The 20,282-nt window shown below is 70.0% G+C and carries 20 protein-coding genes and 1 pseudogene; 12 read left to right on the top strand and 9 right to left on the bottom strand.

The window, feature by feature from the left end:
- Nucleotides 1-29: 29 nt before the first annotated feature.
- Both ACFVXJ_RS01310 and ACFVXJ_RS01305 read left to right on the top strand, forming a co-directional pair.
- Complete coding sequence (locus tag ACFVXJ_RS01310; RefSeq protein WP_389656706.1) at nt 30-473, top strand: hypothetical protein; 444 nt, start codon at nt 30-32, stop codon at nt 471-473.
- Nucleotides 474-728: 255 nt separating this feature from the next.
- A complete protein-coding gene (locus ACFVXJ_RS01305) occupies nt 729-1,067 on the top strand; it encodes a hypothetical protein (protein ID WP_389656704.1) in 339 nt (112 codons plus the stop codon).
- A gap of 103 nt (nt 1,068-1,170) precedes the next feature.
- On the opposite strand, the gene ACFVXJ_RS01300 is transcribed toward ACFVXJ_RS01305, so the two are convergent.
- Both ACFVXJ_RS01300 and ACFVXJ_RS01295 read right to left on the bottom strand, forming a co-directional pair.
- Nucleotides 1,171-2,058 carry an alpha/beta fold hydrolase gene (locus tag ACFVXJ_RS01300; protein ID WP_389656701.1) on the bottom strand — a complete coding sequence of 296 codons (888 nt, stop codon included), beginning with the start codon at nt 2,056-2,058 and terminating at the stop codon, nt 1,171-1,173.
- Nucleotides 2,055-2,678: a TetR/AcrR family transcriptional regulator gene (locus tag ACFVXJ_RS01295; protein WP_389656698.1), complete on the bottom strand. Its 624-nt coding sequence runs from the start codon at nt 2,676-2,678 to the stop codon at nt 2,055-2,057. The genes ACFVXJ_RS01300 and ACFVXJ_RS01295 overlap by 4 nt, the downstream gene beginning before the upstream one ends.
- A 393-nt stretch (nt 2,679-3,071) precedes the next feature.
- Here ACFVXJ_RS01295 and ACFVXJ_RS01290 point away from each other — a divergent pair, with 393 nt between their 5' ends.
- Complete coding sequence (locus tag ACFVXJ_RS01290; protein WP_389656695.1) at nt 3,072-4,445, top strand: amidohydrolase family protein; 1,374 nt, start codon at nt 3,072-3,074, stop codon at nt 4,443-4,445.
- Nucleotides 4,446-4,550: 105 nt separating this feature from the next.
- Here the strand turns inward: ACFVXJ_RS01290 and ACFVXJ_RS01285 are convergent, their stop codons facing one another.
- The 3 genes from ACFVXJ_RS01285 to ACFVXJ_RS01275 form a co-directional block, all read right to left on the bottom strand.
- On the bottom strand, nt 4,551-6,278 hold the full coding sequence (locus tag ACFVXJ_RS01285; RefSeq protein ID WP_389656692.1) for a thiamine pyrophosphate-dependent enzyme: 1,728 nt from the start codon (nt 6,276-6,278) through the stop codon (nt 4,551-4,553).
- 70 nt (nt 6,279-6,348) lie between these two features.
- Nucleotides 6,349-7,932: an FMN-binding glutamate synthase family protein gene (locus tag ACFVXJ_RS01280; protein ID WP_389656690.1), complete on the bottom strand. Its 1,584-nt coding sequence runs from the start codon at nt 7,930-7,932 to the stop codon at nt 6,349-6,351.
- 169 nt (nt 7,933-8,101) lie between these two features.
- Nucleotides 8,102-8,452 carry a winged helix-turn-helix transcriptional regulator gene (locus ACFVXJ_RS01275; protein WP_389656687.1) on the bottom strand — a complete coding sequence of 117 codons (351 nt, stop codon included), beginning with the start codon at nt 8,450-8,452 and terminating at the stop codon, nt 8,102-8,104.
- A 76-nt stretch (nt 8,453-8,528) separates the two neighbouring features.
- Between ACFVXJ_RS01275 and ACFVXJ_RS01270 the strand changes: the two genes are divergently transcribed.
- Nucleotides 8,529-9,188, top strand: a complete 660-nt coding sequence (locus ACFVXJ_RS01270; protein ID WP_389656684.1) for an NADPH-dependent F420 reductase — start codon at nt 8,529-8,531, stop codon at nt 9,186-9,188.
- Nucleotides 9,189-9,266: 78 nt separating this feature from the next.
- On the opposite strand, the gene ACFVXJ_RS01265 is transcribed toward ACFVXJ_RS01270, so the two are convergent.
- Together ACFVXJ_RS01265 and ACFVXJ_RS01260 are read right to left on the bottom strand one after the other, a co-directional pair.
- Nucleotides 9,267-11,666: a glycoside hydrolase family 2 protein gene (locus ACFVXJ_RS01265; protein ID WP_389656681.1), complete on the bottom strand. Its 2,400-nt coding sequence runs from the start codon at nt 11,664-11,666 to the stop codon at nt 9,267-9,269.
- Between the two features lie 410 nt (nt 11,667-12,076).
- Nucleotides 12,077-12,316: pseudogene (locus ACFVXJ_RS01260) on the bottom strand (DUF2975 domain-containing protein); the annotation flags it as partial.
- A 151-nt stretch (nt 12,317-12,467) separates the two neighbouring features.
- Between ACFVXJ_RS01260 and ACFVXJ_RS01255 the strand changes: the two are divergent.
- The 4 genes from ACFVXJ_RS01255 (at nt 12,468) to ACFVXJ_RS01240 (ending at nt 15,045) form a co-directional block, all read left to right on the top strand.
- Nucleotides 12,468-12,977, top strand: coding sequence for a RidA family protein (locus ACFVXJ_RS01255; RefSeq protein ID WP_361316641.1), 510 nt, complete (start codon nt 12,468-12,470; stop codon nt 12,975-12,977).
- A gap of 136 nt (nt 12,978-13,113) precedes the next feature.
- Nucleotides 13,114-13,275 carry a hydrophobic protein gene (locus ACFVXJ_RS01250; RefSeq protein WP_136216060.1) on the top strand — a complete coding sequence of 54 codons (162 nt, stop codon included), beginning with the start codon at nt 13,114-13,116 and terminating at the stop codon, nt 13,273-13,275.
- Nucleotides 13,276-13,661: 386 nt separating this feature from the next.
- Nucleotides 13,662-13,865, top strand: coding sequence for a cold-shock protein (locus tag ACFVXJ_RS01245; protein ID WP_389656676.1), 204 nt, complete (start codon nt 13,662-13,664; stop codon nt 13,863-13,865).
- A gap of 442 nt (nt 13,866-14,307) precedes the next feature.
- Nucleotides 14,308-15,045: a maleylpyruvate isomerase family mycothiol-dependent enzyme gene (locus ACFVXJ_RS01240; protein ID WP_389656673.1), complete on the top strand. Its 738-nt coding sequence runs from the start codon at nt 14,308-14,310 to the stop codon at nt 15,043-15,045.
- Nucleotides 15,046-15,326: 281 nt separating this feature from the next.
- On the opposite strand, the gene ACFVXJ_RS01235 is transcribed toward ACFVXJ_RS01240, so the two are convergent.
- The gene (locus ACFVXJ_RS01235) at nt 15,327-15,881 is read right to left on the bottom strand and encodes a hypothetical protein (protein ID WP_389656670.1); all 555 of its coding nucleotides are present in this window, start codon (nt 15,879-15,881) and stop codon (nt 15,327-15,329) included.
- Nucleotides 15,882-15,972: 91 nt separating this feature from the next.
- On the opposite strand from ACFVXJ_RS01235, the gene ACFVXJ_RS01230 reads away from it, so the two are divergent.
- From ACFVXJ_RS01230 to ACFVXJ_RS01215, 4 genes are all read left to right on the top strand, one after another.
- Nucleotides 15,973-16,485, top strand: a complete 513-nt coding sequence (locus ACFVXJ_RS01230) for a PadR family transcriptional regulator (RefSeq protein ID WP_389656667.1) — start codon at nt 15,973-15,975, stop codon at nt 16,483-16,485.
- A gap of 248 nt (nt 16,486-16,733) precedes the next feature.
- A complete protein-coding gene (locus ACFVXJ_RS01225; protein WP_389656664.1) occupies nt 16,734-17,012 on the top strand; it encodes a polyprenyl synthetase in 279 nt (92 codons plus the stop codon).
- Complete coding sequence (locus ACFVXJ_RS01220; protein ID WP_389656661.1) at nt 17,005-18,057, top strand: polyprenyl synthetase family protein; 1,053 nt, start codon at nt 17,005-17,007, stop codon at nt 18,055-18,057. The genes ACFVXJ_RS01225 and ACFVXJ_RS01220 overlap by 8 nt, the downstream gene beginning before the upstream one ends.
- A 25-nt stretch (nt 18,058-18,082) precedes the next feature.
- Nucleotides 18,083-19,252 carry an oxygenase MpaB family protein gene (locus tag ACFVXJ_RS01215; protein WP_389656658.1) on the top strand — a complete coding sequence of 390 codons (1,170 nt, stop codon included), beginning with the start codon at nt 18,083-18,085 and terminating at the stop codon, nt 19,250-19,252.
- 37 nt (nt 19,253-19,289) lie between these two features.
- Here the strand turns inward: ACFVXJ_RS01215 and ACFVXJ_RS01210 are convergent, their stop codons facing one another.
- Nucleotides 19,290-20,240 (bottom strand): aldo/keto reductase family oxidoreductase, encoded by a 951-nt coding sequence (locus ACFVXJ_RS01210; protein WP_389656655.1) that lies wholly within the window; start codon nt 20,238-20,240, stop codon nt 19,290-19,292.
- Nucleotides 20,241-20,282: the final 42 nt, after the last annotated feature.

The raw sequence follows: 20,282 nt of genomic DNA, 5'->3' as shown, positions 1-20,282 counted from the left end.
TCGGCACGACCGTACAAGGGGGAGGTCCCATGCGTTTCCGATTCCGCATACCGACCATTGCCACCACCGCTGCCATCGCGGTATTGCTCGCCGGGTGCGGTTCGACCCCGGCGGAAGAATTGTCCGACTGGTGGTCTTCGGGAGGCCAGGGCCGCATCAAGGGGCTCGCCGATACCTCGGCCCGCGTGAACGAGGTGTCCGGGCGCCCGATGGACGTCTGGGGTCCCGCCTGCCAGGAGCTGCTGACCGAGGTGGCGAAGGCGAAGAAGCTCGACACCCTTCCGAGCGAAAACGCCCGCGGGTTCTGGACGGAAGCCCTGACCGCCTTCGAACACGGAGGCAACGAGTGCGTTGCCGGGGCGGCCCAGAAGAACGAGCCCCGGGCCGGCGAGGGCATTCGCGAGGTACAGACGGGCATCAGCCGACTGGCATCCACCACGTCCGTGATCAGGAGTGATCTGCAAGCGAAGTGACCTGCGGCCCGGCGGCGAGCGGCGCTTGAGGGACCGGCCGGGGCCGTCGGCGTCCCTCGTGTTCTCCGTCCTGTGCTCGTGCGATCCGCAGGGTGGCGGGCCGGGCCGAGTCGCGTAGCCCATGTCCTTGCCGGAACGGGCGAATTCGTCGACGATGCTCCAAGGTCCCGGCCGGCCGGATTCCACCGGGGCCGGTCAGGGCGTCGGAGAACTGGGGAGACAGTGACAAAGAACAGCAATCCAAGGAAGCGCTCCGTGGCGTCGGCGGCATTCATACCGCTGCTCGTGCTGGCCGGGCTGCTGCTGGGCCCTGCGGCGACCGCGACGGCGTCCGTCCCGGCTGCGTGGCAGGCTCCCGCCGCGGTGGCGCTCCCGCACAGCGGCCTCCCTGCCGGCGCCGGCGTGACAACAAGTCTCCACGCGCCGCTGTCGTCCCAAGCCAAGGCCGTCACAGGGAACAAGAAGAGCAAGAAGAAGAGCAAGAAGAAGAGCGGCGGCCTGTTCAAGAAGCTCCTGATCGTCCTGGTCGTCGTCATCGTGCTGCTCGTGGTTCTGTACGGGGTCCGCCGCGCTCTGCGCCGCAGGTCTGCCTAGCGCACCGGAGCGGGGCCGGCGGGCCGGACGCCTTCCTCGGCTGGCCCCGTGCTTTCCGAGGGCTTCGCCGCGCTCGGGCCGTACGTGGGCCGGCCCGCACCGGTCACCCCCAGCGCGTGCCTTCCCAAGGGCTCCTCGCCACTTCAAGGAACGGGACGATGGCGTCGAGGAAGTGCTCGTTGCGATCGCCTACCACCATGTGTCCCGCGCCGGCCACATCGACGCGCCGCGCACGAGGGACCCTGGCGCAGAACTGGGCGGCGACGTCTTCGCTCACCACGTCGCTGACCCCGCCGCGGACGAGCAGGATCGGTACGTCGGCGTGACGTGCGGCGTCGAGGAGCCGCTCCGCCATGCCCGGCGGGTCCATCCGCCCTTCGAAGCTGTCGAGCAGACGGGGGTCCCAGTGCCAGACCCAACGGCCCCCGTGGCGCCGCAGATTGTTCCGCATCCCCTCGGGACCGGACGGATGCGGGCGGTGCGACAGGTGGGCGGACACCGCCGCGGCCGCCTCGCCCACGTCGGCGAAACCGTCCGGATGGCCGCGCATGAACGCGACGATCCGGTCGGACCCGCGGGGATCCGGCCGATGCGCCACGTCGACGAGCAGCAGGGCGCGGACGGCCGCCTCGGGTGCCTCTCCGGCCGCCAGCAGCGAACTCAGGCCCCCGAGCGAGGCACCGACGAGCACCGGGTGCTCGCCCAGTTCCGCGACGATCGCCCGGACGTCCTCGGCGAACACACCGAGGTCGTAGTCGCCATCGGCCGACCACCCGCTCGCGCCGTGCCCCCGCAGGTCCGGGGCGATCACCCGCCACCCGAGCGCGGCCAGCCGGGGGCCGGTCCGGTCCCAGGCGTGCCGGGTCTGGCCGCCGCCGTGCAGCAGGACGAGCGGGGGAGAGGACGCCTCGCCCCACACGTCCGCCGCGAGCCGGATCCCGCCGTGGCCCGCGAAGTTCCGGAACCGGTGCGGGGCGCCGCCGCCACTCACAGCGTGTTCCGGGTCCGCAGCGGCGCCGACAGTTGCTCGCGGTAGGGATCGGCGGCCGCCGCGGCGAGGGCGACGTCCAGCGCGAACAGGGCCCGCGCGAGGAACCGGTCGTCGTCGACCAGGGCGGCGACCCATTGGTGCAGCGCACCCACGCACGCGGCGCTGACCACGGCTGCCAACGCCTCGGTGTCCACATCGGCACGCAGGACACCCTGCGCTCGGGCGTCCGCCATCGCGCGGCGGAGCCGGCCGAGCGGACTGCGGTCGAGTACGAGGCCGCTCTCCTCCCAGCCGCGCACCATGCGACGCGACACCACCGGGTCCCCCACGAACAGCCGGACGGTCGAGCGGACCACCTCCCGTGGGTCACCGGTGCTCAGGTCGGCCAAGCGGCACTCCAGTTCGTCCATGAACCCGTCGGCGAGCGCCTCCCAGATCTTCTCGCGGGGTCCGATCAGGTTGTACACGGTGGCCGGCGAGACCTCCGCCCGCGCGGCGATCCGCTCGGTACTGAGAACCGTCTCCGGGCACTCCCGCAGGAGTTCGCGCGTCGCGTCGAGGATCCGCGACCGTCTCCGCGCCTTGTGGTGCTCACGCAGTCCCCCTCCGGCTGTCCGCATCCGGCCACGCCCCTTTCCCGAAACTTGGAGAGCTTTCTAAAAATAGAGGTCCCTCCAGAAGGGTTCGGGTAAACCTCCGCGGAGCAAGGCCGGCTGTCTACGTACGCTCACCGCGGAGTTCAGTCGAGCTTCCACAAAATGTTGACGCACCTCTATCGGAAGGCTGCTTCAAGGCGGACCATCCAGGTATCCGCCGGGCCGCCTGACACACCGTCGGCCGGCGGCAAGTGACCTGCCTGTCCTGCGCTCGTCGGGAGGTATCACGACATGGACCCGCTCAGCGACTGTCCCGCCACCCCAGCAGCCCAGCCTCCGAATCCGGCTCAGCCCCCGACCCCGCCCCCACCCGGGACCCCGGCCCCGAGCCGCCGCGGAGTTCTGGCCGGCCTGGGGATGGCCGCGGCCACTCCCTTCGCCCTCGGCGCCGGGTGGGCTCCCCCGAGAGGCCGGACGCCCGTCGGGGAGGGCGCGCCCCTGACCCGGCCGACCCCGACCCTGCTCCGCAACGCCGCCCTGGCGCTCACCATGGACGGCACGCTCGGCGAGGGGCCGTTGGGGACCGTCGAGCACGCGGACGTCCTCATGCGCGACGGTGTCATCGCGGCCGTCGGCACCCGGCTCACCACACCGCCGGGCACCCAGGTGATCGACGCCTCCGGCAAGCTGCTCATGCCGGGGTTCGTGGACATCCACACCCACCTGTGGCAGGCCTCGATGCGCGGCGGCTGTGCGGACCGCGACCTGTTCGGATGGCTGGCCGACTGCAACCGGGCGACGTTCCCTCGGATTTCGGCGACCGACATGTACCGGTTCGTTCGCCTGGCCGCCCTCGACACCGTGCAGTCCGGCGTGACGACCGTCGTGGACTGGGTGGACGCCATCCCGTACGACACCACCGTCCAGTACGTACGGGCCCTGACCGACACCGGCGTGCGCTTCGTCTACGCCATGTTCCAAGCCGAGCCGCAGGCGGCCCTCCTGACCCGGGTGAAGAAGGAACTCATCGACCCGGTGCCCCTCGCCTCGGCGCAGATCGCCACCCACGCCGCGCGGGCCCTCGAAGGACTCAACCGGCTGCACTGGGACATCGCCCAGGACTTGGACGTCATGCTCAACAGCCACGTGCTCGAACGAGTCGAACAGCGGGCGGACGACCCGATCGGCGTCCTGGCCGACATCGGCGCGCTGGGCCCGCGACTGTTGATGAATCACGCGATCCATCTCAGCGATGACGAGATCGCCACCGTCGCCTCCCACGACGTACGCGCCGCGCACTGCCCCTTGAGCAACATGCGCCTCGCCTCGGGCGTCATGCGGCTGCCGGACCTCGGCCGGTCCGGCATGAAGGTCGGGCTCGGCCAGGACGGCGGCACCAACGACACTTCGGACTTCTTCGCCCTGATGAAGACCGCCATCGGCCTCCAACGGGCACGTGCCCTGAACGCCGACGTCTTCCCGCAGGTCCACGACGCGCTGCGGTCCGCCACCCTCGGCGGCGCCGAGGCGATCGGCATGGCCGACAGGATCGGCTCGCTGACCCCGGGCAAGCGGGCCGACGTCATCCTCATCGACCCCGCCGCACTCAACTTCGCACCGCGCTTCGACTGGGTCGGCCAAGTCGTCTTCAACGGACGCCCCGAGAACGTACACGCCGTCTTCGTCGACGGCCGCCCACTCAAGCTCGACGGCCGCCTGGTCGGCGTGGACACCGGGTACGTCGTACGAGAGGCCGAAACAGCCGCCGCCCATCTCCGGGACACCGCGTGACCCGCGACAACCGGTAGGTGTCCGCACCGCTCGCGGGGCCGGCCACCCGGCCGGCCCCGCGAGCGGCACTCCCGTACGCGGCCCGGTCAGTCCCCTGCGGCCCGGTCAGTCCCGGCGGTCGGGCAGGATCTCCTTGACCTTGGCCACGGCGAAGCCCCAGCCCTGCGCTACCGTCGGTTTGCCCGGCACGGCCACTTCCTCGGGGTTGGTGAGGACGTCCAGCAGGACGGGGCCCGGGGTCTCGAAGGCCCGGCGTACCGCGTCGTTCAGCTCGGCCGGGTCGGTGACCCGGATCCCCGTCAGGCCGAGGGCCGTGGCGACCGCCGCGAAGTCGGGGTTGTCGAGTTCCGTACCGAACTCCGGGAGGCCCATCTGCTCCTGTTCGAGCTTGACCATGCCCAGCCGGCGGTTGTCGAAGACGACGAGCTTCACCGGCAGCCGGTACGTCTTGATCGTCATCAGGTCGCCCAGCAGCATGCTCAGGCCACCGTCCCCGCAGAAGGCGACGACCTGCCGGTCGGGTGCCCAGAGCTGGGCTCCCAACGCCTGGGGCATGGCGTTGGCCATCGAACCGAGGTTGTACGAACCGATCAGACGCCGGTTGCCGCGCATCGTGACGAAGCGGGAGAGCCAGACGGTCGCCATACCGGTGTCGGAGGTGAAGACGGCGTCGTCGTCCGCGTACGCGTCCACCGCCGCGGCCAGCGCCTCGGGGCGAATCTCGTGGTCACGGTTGTCCAGTGCGGCCCGCAGCTTCCCGGTCAAGCGCCGCTCGTGCGTGGGGTCGGCCAGTCGCCGCTGGCCTTCCTGCCACGTGACGAACCGCTTGCGGGCGCGGTCCAGATGGGCCCGGTCGGGGACGGTCTCCAGCAGTGGCAGCAGAGCCCGGAGCGTGGCGCCCACATCGCCGGCCAGGCCCACGTCGACGGGGGTCCGGCGCCCCAGGTGGTCCTCACGAGCGTCGACCTGGACCACCTTGACACCCTCCGGATACCACTCCCGGTACGGGAAGTCGGTCCCCAGCATGAGGAGCGCGTCCCCGCTGTCGAGCGCGTGGGCGGCGGCCGGGTTGCCGATGAGGCCGGTCTGGCCCACCTGGAAGGGATTGTCGTCCTCGAACCCCTCCTTCGCCTTCAAGGTGAGCACCATGGGGGCGGCGAGCGACTCGGCCAGCTCCATGACCTCGGCGCGGGCCTCGCGGGCACCCTGCCCGACGAGCAGGGTCACCCGGGACGCCTCGTTCAGCACCGCGGCGGCCCGCACGAGCGCCGGGTCGTCGGGGCGGGTGACGGCGCGGTCGAGGGCGAACCGCGTGGGCCGCTCCTCGGCCGGTTCCTGGTCGCCGAGGTCGGCCGGAATCGTCAGCACCGCCACGCCGCCCCGTGTCACCGCGGCCCGTACCGCGGACTCGAGCAGGCGGGGCATCTGGTCCGGGGAGGTGACGGTGGCCCGGAAGACGGCCACGTCACGGAAGAGGAGGTCGTTGTCCACTTCCTGGAAGTAGTCGCTGCCCATCTCGGAGAGGGGGACCTGACCACAGATCGCGAGGACCGGAGCATGGCTCTTGGCGGCGTCGTAGAGACCGTTCAGCAGGTGGACGGAGCCGGGCCCCACCGTACCCATGCACACCCCGAGGGTCCCGGAGAGCTGGGACTGGGCGGCGGCGGCGAAGGCCGCGGCCTCTTCGTGCCGGCAGCCGACCCACTCCAGGCCGTCGGTGGTGCGGATGGCGTCGGTCAGCGGGTTCAAAGCGTCTCCGACGACACCGAAGACGTGCCGGACGCCCAGCTCCTCGAGTGCGTCGACGATCACATGGGCGACGGTACGTGCCACAGAAGTGCCCTTCGGTCCGGTTACGGCTCCTCGTTGCGGGTGCCGGGATCAGCAGGTGAAGCGGTCGGGATCAGCTGGTGAAGCGGTCGGGATCGGCCGCCGCCCAGTCCCCTGCCCAGCCTTCGGGCACAGATGCGAGCAGTTCCCCGGGGGCGAGCCAGGCATGGAGTTCGGCGTACGAGCGGACGGTGTGCGGGTCCACCCGGTGCAGCAGCATGTGGGGCCGTAGCCCGCGAGGGTCCTCGACGCCCATCGACGCCATGATCTGGAGGGCGCTCTTGACGGTCGCCTCCTGGTAGCGCCGTACGCGCTGCGACTTGTCACCGACATCCACGGCGCGGGCGCGCCTCTCGTCCTGGGTCGCGACGCCGACGGGGCAGGTGTTGGTGTGGCAGCGCTGCGCCTGGATGCAGCCGATCGCGAACATCATGGCGCGGGCGGCGTTGGTGTAGTCGGCCCCCTGGAGGAGGCGCTTGACGAGGTCGCCGCCGGTGGCGACCTTGCCCGAGGCGCCGATACGGATGCGGTCGCGCAGCCCGGTGCCCACGAGCGCGTTGTGCACGGTCATCAGCCCTTCGCCGAGCGGCAGCCCGACGTTGTCGGCGAACTCCAGGGGCGCGGCGCCCGTTCCGCCCTCCGCCCCGTCGACGACGATGAAGTCGGGCGCGGTGTCCTCCTCCAGCATCGCCTTGCACACGGCGAGGAACTGGCGTCGCGAACCCACGCAGAGCTTGAAGCCGACGGGCTTGCCGCCGGCGAGTTCCCGCATGCGGGCCAGGAAACGCACCAGCTCGCGCGGGGTGGAGTACACGCGGTGGTACGGCGGCGAGATCACGGTCCGGCCTTGCGGCACCCCGCGCACCTTCGCGATCTCCGCGTTCACCTTGGCTCCCGGGAGGACGCCGCCGATGCCGGGCTTGGCACCCTGGCTGATCTTCAACGACACGCATTTGACCTGCGGGTGCGCCGCCTTCTCGGCGAACTTCCGCTCGTCGAAGCCTCCCTCGTCCGTCCGACAGCCGAAGTATCCGGTCCCGATCTCCCACACGAGGTCCCCGCCCGGGCGCAGGTGATATTCGGACAGGCCGCCCTCACCGGTGTCGTGGGCGAAACCGCCGAACCGAGCCCCGGTGTTGAGCGCCAGGATCGCGTTGCCCGACAGGGAGCCGAAGCTCATCGCGGAGACGTTGAGCAGGGCCATGTCGTACGGCTGGGTGCAGTCGGGACCGCCGATCCGGACCCTGGGCGGGTCGGTTCGTACCGGGAGCGGGGCCATGGAGGGGGTGAGGTACTCGCTGCCCGGCCGGTAGAGGTCGAGCTCGGTGCCGAACGGCTCCTCGGCGTCGGTGCCCTTGGCGCGCTCGTAGACGATGCTGCGGGTGTCGCGGTCGAAGGGACGACCGTCGAAGTTGCGCTCGATGAAGTACTGCTGGAGCTCCGGCCGCAGTGCCTCCAGAGCGAACCGCAGATGCCCGAGGAGGGGGTAATTCCGTAGGACGGAGTGTCGCCGTTGCAGGAGGTCGTGCAGGGCGATCAGGACGAGCGACAGCAGGGGCACGGCCGCGGCCCACCACCAGGGCGAGGCGAGGACGGCGGCGGCCGAGGCGAGCGCCGCCGTCGAGCCGAGCAGGACGACCAGAAGTATCTTCAGCACGGTCCGCTTGTGTCCGAATGGCCCCGCGTCAACCCCGACAGCCGAACGCGGAGGTGTCTCGTCGGTCACCACCGGCGGCACCGGCCGCCGGCCCGCCCGGCGCGGTCTGGAGTCCGCCGTCAGGCTTTCGGGCCGGGTGGGCCCGATGACCGCCGGGCGACCTGAGGGCTCACCCGCTGTTTCGCTCCTGGGCGGCGAGGACCTCATCGCCGTGCTCGAAGGCCCAAGCACCGAAGGCGTCTATCGGGCCGAGCAAGGTCCGTCCCAGGGCGGTGAGGTCGTACTCGACACGCGGTGGCGCCTCGGCATAGGCGTGTCGTTCCACCAGGCCGTTGAACTCCAGCCGCCGCAGGGTCTCGGTCAAGACCTTGGGACTGATGCCGCCGATGCGCTCGCGGAGTTCGCCCGGTCTCATGGGACCGTCCCGCAGGACCCACAGCACTACGGCGTTCCAGGTGTTGGAGAGCAGGTCGAAGGCGAGGCGGGCGCGGCAGTCGGCGAGATAGGCGTCGGTCGTCACGTACCAAATGGTGCCTGACGGGTTTCCTAGTGTCGTCCCGCAAGCAGTCGGAACAAGGGCGCAGGGAGACGGATCGATGAAGATCGGTGTGCTGGGGACGGGGAACATGGCGGATGCGCTGGCCACGCACTGGGCGCGGGCCGGACATGAGGTGTTCGTCGGAGGCCGGGACGAGCGGAAGGCCCGACGGCTCGCGACAGCCATCGGGGGCGGTGCGCGGCACGGGAGTCTGTACGCGGCGGCGGATTTCGGCGAGGTGGTGCTGGCAGCGCTGCCTTACGGAGTGGGCGCGGTCGTCGTCACGGAGGTCCGGGCGGCGCTGAGCGGGAAGGTCCTGCTCGACTGTGCCAATCCGGTCGGTCCCGGCTTCCGGCTGCTGACGGAAGCCGGCCCCTCGGCGGCGCTCCGACTTGCCGCGGCGGCACCGGATGCGCGGGTCGTCAAGGCGTTCAACCTCTGTCACGAGGGCGTGTGGCGGTTGACCCCGCCGGTCTTCGACGGTCGACCCCTCGCCGTTCCGGTCTGCGGGGACGACGAGGCAGCCCTTGCCCGGGTGTACGAACTCGTGCGCGACGCGGGATGCGAGCCGGTGGCCGGAGGCGGCCTGGAGCGCGCCGGGCTGCTGGAGGCGACCGCCGCGCTGTTCATCGGACTGTGGGTGGCGGAGCAGGTGGACGTGCGGGCGATCGCGCCGCCGTTGGCGTATGCGACCGGCCCGACTGCCGAGAGCGTGTGAGGCGTGGAGCCGGGCGAGAATGTACCGAACGGAAGGTTCACTTGACTGGTCACGTGGTGACGCGGGGACGCGGACCGCTCACGCCGCTCCCACGCTGAACAGGGCGCCGCGGGCGGCTTCGACGTCGGCCCCGGGCCAGCCCGTCACGGTGATCCGGGTCTCCTCACCGGGGAGCAGGGTGATCAGCCCACGGTCCGCGACGGCTCCGGGCGCGAGCCGGTCGGCCTGCAGCAGGAGGTCCCGGACCAGGGTGCGGGCGGTGACGACCACCTCGATCGGGCCGTCCCCGGCGCCGGCCTCGATCCGCACGTCGTACTCGGGGATCGCGTAGCCGAACTCCTTGTCCACCACGGGGAAGTGGACCGCGCGCAGGCCGTCGGCGTCGGCGACGAGGAACTCATCGGTGGCACCCTCCGCGGGGAGTAGCCGCTCCGGGACCACCCGCCTCACCACCGTGCGCGGCTCGGCCTCCAGGGCGAACCCGGCCGCTCGCAGCACCGTGCCGTCGGCGTCGAGGCGGCGCAGGGTGACCGTGGTGCCCCAGGGTGAGCCGGATTGGTTGTCCATGACCAGCACGGGCCCGTCGTCCGTGGGGAGGAGGGCGAGCACGCGGTCGGCGTACAGCCGGCGCAGCTCGTGGTAGAGCGGCTTGCGGCGCCCGTCGCCGTCGATCGCGGCCCAAGAGGAGCCCGGCCAGCAGTCGTTGAGCTGCCACACCACCGTGCCCGCGCACTCGGGCCAGTTGGCCCGCCAGTGCTCGACGCCCGCGGCCACGGCCCGCGCCTGGACCACCTGGGCAAGATAGTGCCAACGGTCGAAGTCTCCCTCGGGGAGGGCGAAGTGGCGCTCGATGCCCCGGTTCAGTTTGCCGTTGCCGTCCTCGGCCTTCTGGTGGTGCAGCATGCCGGGCGAGTCGGGGGCGAGTTCCTCGCCCGGCAACGCCCGGCGCAGCGTCGCCAGGGCGGCCGGCGCCTGCCAGCCGAACTCGGCGCAGAAACGCGGGACGTTCGCCCGGTAGTCGGCGTAATCCCGGCGGTTCCACACCTCCCAGGAGTGGTGGGTTCCGTGGCGGGGGTCGTTCGGGTGGTGGTCCCAGGACCCGGACCAGGGGCTGCCGGCCGTGTACGGGCGGGTGGGGTCCAGCTCGGCCACCACCCTGGGCAGGAGACCGAGGTAGTAGCCCTCCCCCCAGGAATCACCCGCGAGCGGTTCCTCCCAGTCCCAGTCGCGGAAGCCCCACAGGGTCTCGTTGTTGCCGTTCCACAGGACCAGGGCCGGGTGCGACATGAGCCGGACGACGTTGTCGCGCGCTTCCGCCTCGATCTCCCGGCGCAGCGGTTGCTCTTCGGGGTACGCGGCGCAGGCGAAGAGGAAGTCCTGCCAGACCATGAGGCCGAGCTCGTCGCACACGTCGTAGAAGGCGTCGTCCTCGTAGATGCCGCCGCCCCACACGCGGATCAGGTCGGCATTGGCCTCGGCGGCCTGGGTGAGCCGGGTCCGGTAGCGGTCGGGGGTCACGCGCGAGGGGAGGACGTCGTCCGGGATCCAGTTGACGCCCCGGGCGAAGATCCGTATTCCGTTGACGACGAAGGTGAAGGGCGTGCCGTGCTCGTCGGGGGAGCGGTCGACGGTGACGGTGCGGAAGCCGATGCGGCGCTCCCAGGTGTCGAGCGGCCGGCCGTCCTCGTCCAGCAGGGTCACGGTCAGGCCGTACAGCGGTCGGTCGCCGTACCCGCGCGGCCACCACAGTCCGGGTTCCGCGACGGTCAGGCGGAGGACGGCCTCGTCGCCCTCGAAGGTGGTCCGCGCCACGGTTCCGGCGACGGCGGCGCTCAGGGTGAGGGGTCGGCCCGCGCCGCTCGGGGTGCGTTCGGTGCGGACCCTCAGCTCGACCCGCCCGGTGGTGCCGTCCACGGTGACGAGGGGGCGGACTTCGGCGAGGCGACCGGTCGACCAGTGCTCCAGTCGCACCGGACGCCACATGCCGGCGGTCACGACGGTCGGACCCCAGTCCCAGCCGAAGCCGCACGCCATCTTGCGGATGTACTGGAAGGGGCCCGGGTAGACGTTCGGGCGCTCGCCGGTCAGGGCGCGGACGCGGTCGGCCTCCTCGTACGCCGACGCGAACCGGACTTCGAGCGGGCCGGTTCGCCCGGTGACGTCGAAGCGGTGGGCGCGGTGCATGTTGCGGGTGCCGCCGAGGCTTTCGCCATCGAGGACGACCTCGGCGGCGGTGTCGAGTCCCTCGAAGACCAGGTGGGCGCGCTCGTGCCCGCTGTCGTGGCGCAACTCCGTGACGTAGCTCCACTCCTGGCGCCCTATCCAGGCGACCTCGGTCTCGTTGTGGCCGATGAAGGGGTCGGGTATGACCCCGGCGGCCAGCAGATCGGTGTGGACGCAGCCGGGGACGCGGGCGGGGAGGAGGGCGTCCCCGTGTCGCAGGATCCACCCCTGGTCGAGCTGGGTGACGTCCTTCATGGTGTGCGGCTCCAATCGCCTCGGGCATGAAGTGCGGGTGCCGACTGAACAACTTAGCCGTGCCGTCGACGCGCTGTTCAGCTCCTTCAAGGGACTGGACTTCGTCCTCTTCCTCGGCGCGATCCGGTCCTGGCGAGCGCGCTGCTGACCGACGGGCATGGGTCGACCTCGCCAAGACGGGCCGACCGTACTGGCCCGCCAACGACACCGGCGCCCGTTACGGGATGTCGTACGCCCATGACAACACCGCGGACACCAGATCGTGGAGGACCCGAGCAAGAGCGAGCAGGAGTGGTGGAACGGGCACCTTCCCGTGAACTAACTGTTAAGTGACGCACCTTGCCCGGACCTGCCCGGCCGCCCCAGGGCAACCGGCCGGCGCGCGTCCGCCCTCGGGCACGTCATCCGCCGGCGGCGTGGGAGAACACGGTTCCGCGTCGCACCATCGTCACCAGCCGCCATACGCACACCACAGCGACCTGGACCGCCACCATGCCCAGGATCGTGATCGCGCGCAGCGGGGTCAGCGGGAGCGAGCCGTCCTAAGGGTCGGTGGCCAGCGCCCACACCATCAACGCCTGTACGAACCCGGTGCCGCCCAGCTCCACCACGAGCACGGCGCGCAGCGCGAGTCTCGACAGGTGAGGCAAGCGGCTGGGGCCGAGGGCGGGCGGCAGTGGGCCTGAAGCGGCGTTCCGGCCGCCGATTCGACGTCCAATCGATTCCCATTCGAGGGGTTCTCGCTTGTGCGCTGTCATCGTCGTGGTGCCAGGTTCCACCGGGGACGAAAGGACAAAGGGAATGACCAAGTCAGGGCGCAGGTTCGGCATCGCTGCTGTGGTGGCCGCGTTGGTGGCTGTGATGATCGCCGTCGTGGGACCGCAGGGAGCCAGCGCGCAGGACCAGGCGCGCCGCGGCTGGGACCACTTCGGGTTCGGGGTGCCGTGGGAGGAGTCCTACGGGTACTCGCAGGCAATCAGAGCCGGGGACACGATCTACATCTCGGGTCAGCTGTCGCATGACGCGGCCGGGAACCTGGTCGGTGTCGGCGACTTCGAGACGCAGGTGCGCACGTCGTTCGCCAACCTGGACAAGGTGCTCGCGCACTACCGGATCCCGCGCAGCCAGATCGTCAGCATGAAGATCTACACCAAGGACCTGCGCAAGAACTTCGACACGGCCGCGAAGCTGCACAAGGAGTACGTCGGCAACCACCGCACGACCGACACCATCATCGGTGTCACCGACCTGGCGTTCCCCGATCAGCTGGTGGAGATCGAGGCCACCGCTCTGGTGTCGCCGCGCTCCTGACCGAGTGGCCGCGTGGCGAGCGCCGCGCGGCCACTCGGCCCGTTCTCTTGCCCGCGTGCCGGGATAAGAAACACATAAAAATCGCATGCATGCGCGGGGTTCCGAGGGGCAGAAGGCGCTTCGGAGGTTGATAACTATGGTTCCCCTGCTTCTCGTTCTTCTGCTCGCTCTGATTCTCTTCGGTGCCGGTTTCGCGGTGAAGATCCTCTGGTGGGTCGCCATCGCCGTGCTGGTGCTGTGGCTGATCGGTTTCGTCGCCCGTCCGAGGGGTGGTAGTGGCCGCTGGTATCGCTGGTAGCCGTATGGCGGCGGTGCGGTGGTGACATAGAGGGCGGTGGCCCGTCATCCCTTTCCGGGGTGGTGCGCCACCGCCCTTAACATATTCTCTGCGCTCCCGGCGGGCTGGAATCTGTGACCGCGAGGTGAGGGTTGAAGGTGCGGCGCGGGGAGGGTTTCGACGGTATTGAGCGGGTGGGGTATTCAACACAGGCGGGGCCGTAGCCGCGTGCTACTGTCGAGCTCAGTTGCAGTCGTGGTTCCCATGACTTCAAGCGCTCCGGCCGGTCTCGGTACCATTCGGGAGTGCTGTACATTCCGGTGATTTCCGGTCGGGGCATCATCGCGGCGACACGGCGTCCGTGCGGCAGTGCGGATGCCGCTGTACCGCCCCCAAGGAGATCTGACATGGCATCTGGCATCGTCAAGTGGTTCAACCCGGCCAAGGGTTTCGGCTTCATCGAGCAGGACGGTGGCGGCCCTGACGTGTTCGCCCACTTCTCGAACGTCGCGGCCCAAGGCTTCCGCGAGCTGCTCGAAGGCCAAAAGGTCACCTTCGACATCGCGCAGAGTCAAAAGGGGCCGATGGCCGAGAACATCGTCCCTGCCTGACGCTGACGCGCTTTGTGCGGCTGGGGCTCACATCCCTCGGGGTGCGGGCCCCAGCCGCGCGCATTTCACGCCCCTGTTCTTGTGAAACGGCCGCCCTCTTCGGCGACCTTCGAGAATATGAGTCGCTTCCGCTCCGCGGCGCGCTGATTTCCTGATTCGAAGTTCGCGTGACGTCAATTCATGCAACGCCTGCGCCAGGATATGTTTCCTGCGGTCAGGTTTTCGCTTTCGCATTTCTTCCGGCCCGAACGGCACGATCCACGCCTCGATAACCGGCGCCGGCGACGCAAGCACGGCCGACAACAGCTCGTCCTTCGACGTCCCGGGCGTCCAGAAAGCCGGCCAGCGCCGTTCGATCCGCTCGTGCTCCACGGTGCGGGGCGCGGGGAACCGCGGCCGGCCCTTTCACGTGTGCGGGCTTTCGATGGGTAGGAGAGCCGACATGCGTATCTCCGAGAATGCCGCTGATCACCCGAGCGTGCTCCTGCCGGTCCTGCGCGTTTCCGCCGACAACCTGCTACGCACGGCCAAGAACCTGACCGCTGAGCAGTTGCGTGGTCCTTCGCTGCTGCCCGAGTGGACCCGTGCGCACGTCCTGGTTCACCTCGCTCGGAGCGCCGATTCGCGTCTGCGCCTGCTGACGACTGCTCGGGGCCGTGCGGATCTGCCCCAATACCCCGACGAGGCGACGCGGGCACGGGAGATCCGACAGGGCGTGCGCCGGGACGCCGCAACCATCCGAGTCGACCTTGAGACCTCACTGGGCGGTCTCCTGCATGCCATCGCCGAACACCCCGCAGAGGCATGGGACGTCCCCGTGCGATGGCTCGGGGGAGGGCTGCGCCCCGTGCGCGGGGTTCTGTGGAGCCTGCTGCGAGAGCTGGAGGTGCACCACGTCGATCTGGCCTCCTCCTACACGCCGTCCGACTGGCCGGTCGCCCTCGTCATGCGGGAACTGCGGGAGACCGTGCGCCGTCTGAATGACGATCCGGGTATGCCGCCCGTACGGATCAACGTCGACGAAGTCGCGCCGCACCTCGGCATCGGCGACGGTCCCGGCCCACTCGTGCGGGGGCCTGCGGCCGACGTCTTGGCCTGGCTGATCGGCCGATCCGACGGCACCGCCCTGTCCGTCCACCCGCCCGGCGCGCTTCCCGGTGTCCCGGCCTGGAGGCAGTAGGCGAAGCGCCGCCGAACCGACCTCGCGTCTCGCGGTTGCGGGAAGGCATGCTGCCGGACTCGGGTCCCGCGGCAACATCCCGCGAACCGCAGGCGGGTGGTCTCGGCGGGGCCGGCCCCGGGTGCCGTACGGCGCGGCCCCGGGGCTGGTGGCGGGTTGCCCGGAGAAGGGGATGCCTTGGCCGGGTGGGCTGAGGTGGTTCTGCCATCCGGGGGAGAGGGGCTGGTCGGCGCCGAAGGCGGTGCCACATCCGAGGTGGGTGGCGAGGGTGTCGGGGGTGTTCAGCGAGTAGCGGCCTTGGCTTGGGCGGCAGCGACGTAGCGGACGGTGAAGAGCATGGGGACGACGAACCCCGCGGCCTGGACGAGCGTTGCGGTTGTCGAGTGACCGTGACCCGCGTGGGCGAGGGCCCCGAGCGCGCCGGCCGTGACGGTGAAGGCGACGGTCCACACACCGGTGATGACGACATTGATCCGGACGAAGCGCTCCTGGCCCCAGACCTCGCGGGGAGTGGTGCGCTTGGCGATGCCCAGGGTGAAGGGCTTGCGCACGAGAAGTGAGGCCCCGGCGATGAGGGCGAGGATGGCAGAGGACAGGGCCGCCGAGTAGGGGTGCACGGCCGAGTGCGGGTCGGCGAAGGCGATGACCGCCAGGGCGGCGAAGAAGGCCGCCGAGCCGATCTCCATGATCAGCGCGTCGAGGTGGACCGCGGTCCGGCGCTGCTGGACGGTCACCACGACAGCGACCAACAGCCCGGCGAGCGCGCCCCATTGCCATTGGGCGGACGGAAACACCGCGAAGACGATCCACGGAAGAAAAGTACGGACGTACGACATCAAGGCCCCCGGCGGTCATATTCCTGTTGTGACATGTCCAAGCTAGAATGTCACTCTCGACATGTCAAGAGTGGAAGGTAGGCTGACGGGCATGAGCCTTCGACACGCCCTCCTCGGACTCCTGTCAGAGCGTCCGGCCAGCGGATACGACCTGCTGAAGCGCTTCGAGACCGCGCTGGCCAATGTCTGGCCCGCCACGCAGAGCCAGATGTACACAGAGCTGACCAAGCTCGCCGACGCCGGGCTGATCAGCGTCTCGGCGCAGGGACCGCGCGGGCGCAAGGAGTACACCCTCACCGACGAGGGGCTGACGGAACTGCGCCACTGGCTGACGGAGATCAGACCGCAGCGCAACACCCGCAGCGACACCCTGCTGCGGGTCTTCTTCCTCAACGTGATCACCCCCGACCAGGCACGGGACTACCTCACCGGGCTCATGGAACTGTCGCGACAGGAGCACGAGGACCTGCGCCGGCTGGCCGACTCCATCGACTGGGGCGACGACCCGCTGTCGGTGAACGGGAAGATCGCCTTGGAATACGGCCTCCGCTTCAACGCGATGCGCCGCGAGTGGGCCGCCTGGGCGGCCGACCAGATCCGCTGAACCAGCCGGAGCCGGCAGGCGTTGCCGCCCGCTCGGGCGGTCGGCGGCGCGACCGTCCGTATCCGAACATGTGCGATCTCGTACGGGTGAAGGGATGAGCGTTTTCGGCGTGGCCCCTTGCGCCGCAGTCGACACTTCCGGCGTGGGGCTGCCGCCTGGTGGCGGAACCGCGGGCCGGACGCGCGGTGGGCGCGGACGGTCGAAGGACCCGGGCAGCGGGGGGAACGAGTTATGCGAGGAGACATCTCGTGGCACACGATGAGGGTCGTAAGGCGGACCTGGCCGAGGATGTCGTGGCTTTGGCGGCCGGCCTCGCCGACCTGGCATTGAGCGCACTGGGCGGCGCCGTGGGAGCCCTCGGCGGCCTGCTGCGCCGCGCCGATCTCGGGGAACTCCTCGCTGACGGCCAAGAGGAGACCAAGGCGCGCGGCCGTCTGTTCCTCGACCGGCATGCGGCGGCGCCGGCGCACTTGGAACTCTTGGCCCGCTCCGTCACCGCACGCCAAGCGGAGGGCGGCGGTGGGTGAACCTCAAGAACACGCCCTGCTGAAGAAGCGGATCGACGAGGTCCTCAGCGCGTTCGTCACCGCGGAAGCGGAGGCACTGACCGACATCGACAGCTGTCTGGCGCCGGTGGCAGAGCAACTCCATGCCGCGACCCGCCAGGGCAAGCGGCTGAGGGCGGCGTTCTGTTACTGGGGCTGGCGCGGGACCGGGCAGCCCGACAGCGAGGCGGTGGTACGAGCCGCCGGCGCGATCGAGCTGGTCCACGCCGCCGCCGTCGTGCACGACGACCTGATCGACCGCAGCCGCACCCGGCACAACCTCCCCACCGCGCACATGGCCCTCCGACAAGCCCTCACCGGCCACGCACGACCGAAGTCCGGCGCCCGGGCCCTGGCCATGCTGGTGGGGGATCTGTTGATGTCGATGGCAGGCCAGTTGTTCACCACATCCGGCCTGCCCGGTGCCTTCCTCGCCCGGGCCCGGCCGATGTGGGCAGTCCTCGCCCGCGAACTGGTGGCCGGTGAGTGCCTGGAGGTCATGCGCACCGGCTGTGAGCCCGACCCGGACGCCTCGGTGAAGGTGATCCGCTACAAGACCGCCAAATACACCGTCGAACACCCCCTGAGGATCGGCGGCCTCCTCGCGGGCGCCCCACCACGGCTGCTCCAGGAGTACAGCGACTACGGCCTGCCGCTGGGCGAGGCGTTCCAACTCCGCGACGACCTCCTGGGCCTGCTCGGCGACCCCCGGCAGACCGGCAAGTCCGCGACCGATGACCTGGCCGGCAACCGCCCGACCGTCCTGATGGCACACGTCCTCGCCCGCGCCACCGAGGCTGAACGGGACGAGCTGCACCTGCTGCTCGGTCGGGCGGACCTCACCGGGCAACAGGTGGATCGGATCCGTGACATCGCCCATCACACCGGGGCCGTCACCCGCGTCGAAGACATGATCGCCGCCCGGCTGCGCGAAGCGCACGACGTACTGACGGGCGCCGAACTGACCGGCGAAGCCCGCCGCGCACTGTCGGCCCTGGCGACGTCGGCGGCCACCCGCACGCACTGACCTCCCCCTCCACCGGAGCACTTCGATGACCTACAACCAGGCGTCCATGGACGCGCTGCGCGCCCGCGGGGACGAACTCGCCGACGCGACCGTGGCGACACTGTTCGAGCGCGGAGAAGTCGGCAAGTTCAACACGCTCATGCGCTATGTCTCCACCGTCGGCCAGGACCTTCCGGAGGGGCTGCCCGACGTCGCCCGCGAGTACCTGCACCAAACCGGCACACCGCCCGACTGGGTGGACTGGTCCGAGATGGAGAAAGCACGGCTGTTCTTCATCGACAACAACGTCCACGTCTCCACCGCCCTGTCGTTCGCCTCGATGCCCGCGTGCTACGTCGTCCCCCACGTCGCCAAGCTGCTCTCCGCCACCCACTCGCTGAACTACCCCGCCAAACGAATGGCGGAGACCGGCCAGTTCACCGTCTACCTCATGCGCCCCGACGCCTTCGAAGCCGGCAGCCGCTTCATCCCCGCCGTCCAAAAGGTGCGTCTGCTGCACGCCTCCATCCGCCACCACCTCAAGCGTGAGGGCCGTTGGGACACCGCCACCCTCGGCACACCGATCTGTCAAGAAGACCTGATCGGCGGACAGATGATGTTCTCGATCCAGGTCCTCGACGCCTTGCACCGCCTCGGCGTCCACATGAGCAACGAAGGCGCCGACGCGTACTACTACGCCTGGCGGGTGGTCGGCGCCATGCTCGGCGTCGACCAGGACCACGTCCCCGAGGACCTCCACCAAGCCCGCGCCTTCTCCGACTTGTACATGACCCGCCACATGGGCCCCAGTGAAGAGGGCGTCCGGCTCACCCGCCGGCTCATCGACCTCTACGAGGAAGTGGTGCCCGGCACCCTTTTCGACCCGGTCGTCTCCGGCCTGATCCGCTACCTCATCGGAGACACCTGCGCCGACTGGCTGGGAGTGCCCCGCAGCAACTGGGACACCGTCGTCAAAGCCGCCCCCGCCCTCCTTGGCGTCCTGGAAACCATCGAGGACGGATCACCGCTGGCAGCCTGGGCCCTGGACCGTGTCGGACACCTGACCAGCATGCTGGAACTGTCCTCCCTCACCCGCGGTCGGGTCATGCACTACGCCATCCCCGAACAGCTGAAGAAGGACTTCGGAGTCGGCACCGCCATCCCGCCCAAAAGCCGCTGGACCCCACCCCCGGCGACCATCGGGCTCGGGCAGTAGCCACCGCAGCCAACCGCCGCTGTCCCGCCGTCTTGTGTCAGGGCAGCGGCTCGCCGCGCGCGGCGAGCCAGAGGGCGTACCATTCCTCGTGGTCCAACTCCGGTGACCGCCCGACCGCTTGGCGGCAGGCCCGGATCCGTGCGGGATCGGAGGTTCCGATCACCGGTGCGATGCGGGCCGGGTGTCGCTGGAGCCACCACAGCAACACCGTCTCGGGGGTGACCTGCTTGCGTTCGGCCAGTGCGGCGAGCAATGCGGCGGCAGCCCGCTCCTGAGGGGTCTCCTGCCGCCCGGTGAACCGGCCCTGGGCCAACGCGCCCCATGCCTGCAGCCGGATGCCGTGGTCACGGCAGTGTTCGAGGGTGCCGAAGGGGAAACCGTTGGTTGCCGCGGCGGGTGTGTTGAGCAGGATCCCGGCCTCGACCCAGTCCCGTTTGTGCAGGCTCATCTCCAACTGGTTGACGACGATCGGCAGTCCGAGCCGGGCCTGGAGCGCCGTGATCTGCGCCGCGCCCATGTTGGACACACCGAACCGGCGCACCAAGCCCTGGGCGTGCAGGGAGGTCAGGGCCTCGGCGACATCGTCCGGATCCGCGAGCGGGTCCGGACGATGGAGCAACAGGACGTCGATCACATCGGTGCGCAGCCGGGTCAGGCTCTCCTCGACCCGGCGCAGGATGCTCTTGCCGCGAAGGTCGTAGATACCCGGGCGTTCACCGTCCTCCAGCCGGATCCCGCACTTCGTTTGGAGTGTGATCCGCTCGCGCAACGCGCGGTCGCGGGCGAGGAGTTCACCGAACACGGCTTCGGACTTCCCGTGGCGGTAGATGTCGGCGTGGTCGAAGGTGGTGATCCCGATCTCCAGGGCGGCGGTGACCGCCGCCTCCGCCGCCTCGATCTCCGTGGCACCGTACGGCTCGGGCCCCCAGGTCCCGCCCAGGCCCATGCACCCGTACAGTGGCCGGCTCGCACTCGCGTTCGTCGTCACACGCCGACCTTACCGGCCGCGTCCGACCCCACGCCGACGGTC

It is taken from the genome of Streptomyces sp. NPDC058279 (assembly GCF_042881255.1).
Taxonomy (GTDB): domain Bacteria; phylum Actinomycetota; class Actinomycetes; order Streptomycetales; family Streptomycetaceae; genus Streptomyces.
Note: the sequence above shows the minus strand (reverse complement) of the source record. Positions and strands in the feature narration are given on the sequence as shown.